The organism is Actinoplanes rectilineatus (genome assembly GCF_000962825.1).
Taxonomy (GTDB): Bacteria; Actinomycetota; Actinomycetes; order Mycobacteriales; family Micromonosporaceae; genus Actinoplanes; species Actinoplanes rectilineatus.
Map to the genome: position 1 here is coordinate 1 of NZ_JZKF01000195.1, position 1,546 is coordinate 1,546.

A 1,546-nucleotide genomic window follows, 5' to 3' on the forward strand; every position below is an offset into this window, starting at 1 on the left:
CCCTCTGTGCCAAGATCATGAGAGGCAAGATCTACTCTTGAAACGTTGAGTTGAGGGCGAGCGAGGAGACCACCACCGGTGGGTTCGAACAGTGAGGTGCCTGACCCGGAGGTTCCGGCGAAGGCGAGGTCGCGTACCTATTCGGCCGGCTACAAGGCGCGGATCCTGGAGGAGTACGAGTCGCTCGACAAGGCGGGTAAGGGTGCGTTGCTGCGGCGGGAGGGCCTGTACTCATCGTTGATCACGACGTGGCGTCAGCAGCGGGATCAGGGTGCGCGGCAGGCTCTGGCTCGTCCGGCGGGGCGTCCGCCGGGTGATGCGCGGGACAAGGAGCTGGCCCGGCTGCGGCGCGAGAACGAGCGCCTGCAAGCGGATCTCGCGAAGGCGCAGACGGTGATCGAGGTCCAGGGAAAACTCTCCGCGCTGCTGGGTCAGCTCGCGACCAGCAGCGGCCCGGACTCCGGGAGCGAGCCGAGGCCGTGATCGACGCGGCGATCGTCGAGCTGACCGCCGTGCTGGGCTCGGTGCGCAAGGCGTGTACGGCGGCCGGCCGGCCGCAGGCCAACCATTACCGGCGGCACCGCCAGAGCCCGGAACCCGAGCGGGTGCCGCGCGAGCGTAAGCCGCAGCCGCGGGCGTTGTCACAGGCCGAACGCGACAGCGTCCGGGCGCTGCTGAACCACCCGGAGCACGCCGACAAGGCACCGGCCACGGTCTACCACGAGCTACTCGACGAGGGCGCCTACCTCGCGTCGGTGTCGACGATGTACCGGATCCTGCGGGAACACGGCGAGGTCCGCGAACGACGGGCACAGGCCACACATCCGGCCCGGGTCAAGCCGGAACTGGTCGCCACGGCGCCGAACACCGTGTGGTCGTGGGACATCACCAAGCTGCACGGCCCGGCGAAATGGCAGTACTTCTACCTGTACGTGATCATCGACATCTACAGCCGGTACGCCGTCGGCTGGCTCCTTGCCGATCGCGAGAGCAGCGTGCTCGCCGAGAAGCTCCTGGCCGACACGATCGTCAAACAGCACGTCGAGCGCGACGAACTGACCATCCACGCCGACAACGGCTCCTCGATGGCCTCGAAACCGGTGGCGTTCCTACTGGCCGACCTCGGCGTCACCAAGAGCCATTCCCGGCCGCACACCAGCAACGACAACCCGTACAGCGAAGCGCACTTCAAAACGTTGAAATACCGGCCCGGCTTCCCGGACCGCTTCGACACCATCGAGCAGGCCCGCGTGTTCTGCCGCGACTTCTTCACCTGGTACAACACCGAACATCGGCACTCCGGGATCGCCTGGCACACCCCACACAACGTCCACCACGGACACGCCGGCACCGTCCACGCGGTCCGCGCCGAGGTCCTGACCGCCGCCTACCAGCGCCACCCCGAACGCTTCGTCCGCAAGCACCCCGAACCGGCAACCCTGCCCGAAGCGGCATGGATCAACCCGCCCGCAGAGAACCAGGCTGACCAGCAGATTCACTCAAAGAATCCGTGATCAACCCGCCTCAAAAATCTTGACACGTTCCG

The 1,546-nt window shown here is 66.7% G+C and carries 1 protein-coding gene; it reads left to right on the top strand.

Annotation, left to right across the window (positions count from 1 at the left end; genetic code table 11):
- Positions 1-78: 78 nt before the first annotated feature.
- Positions 79-1,514, top strand: a protein-coding gene (locus tag WH85_RS46020) for an IS3 family transposase (protein ID WP_425394704.1) whose coding sequence is annotated in 2 segments (ribosomal slippage) — positions 79-409 and positions 409-1,514 — 1,437 coding nt in all. Because the reading frame shifts where the segments join, the coding sequence is not laid out codon by codon here.
- Positions 1,515-1,546 lie beyond the last annotated feature (32 nt).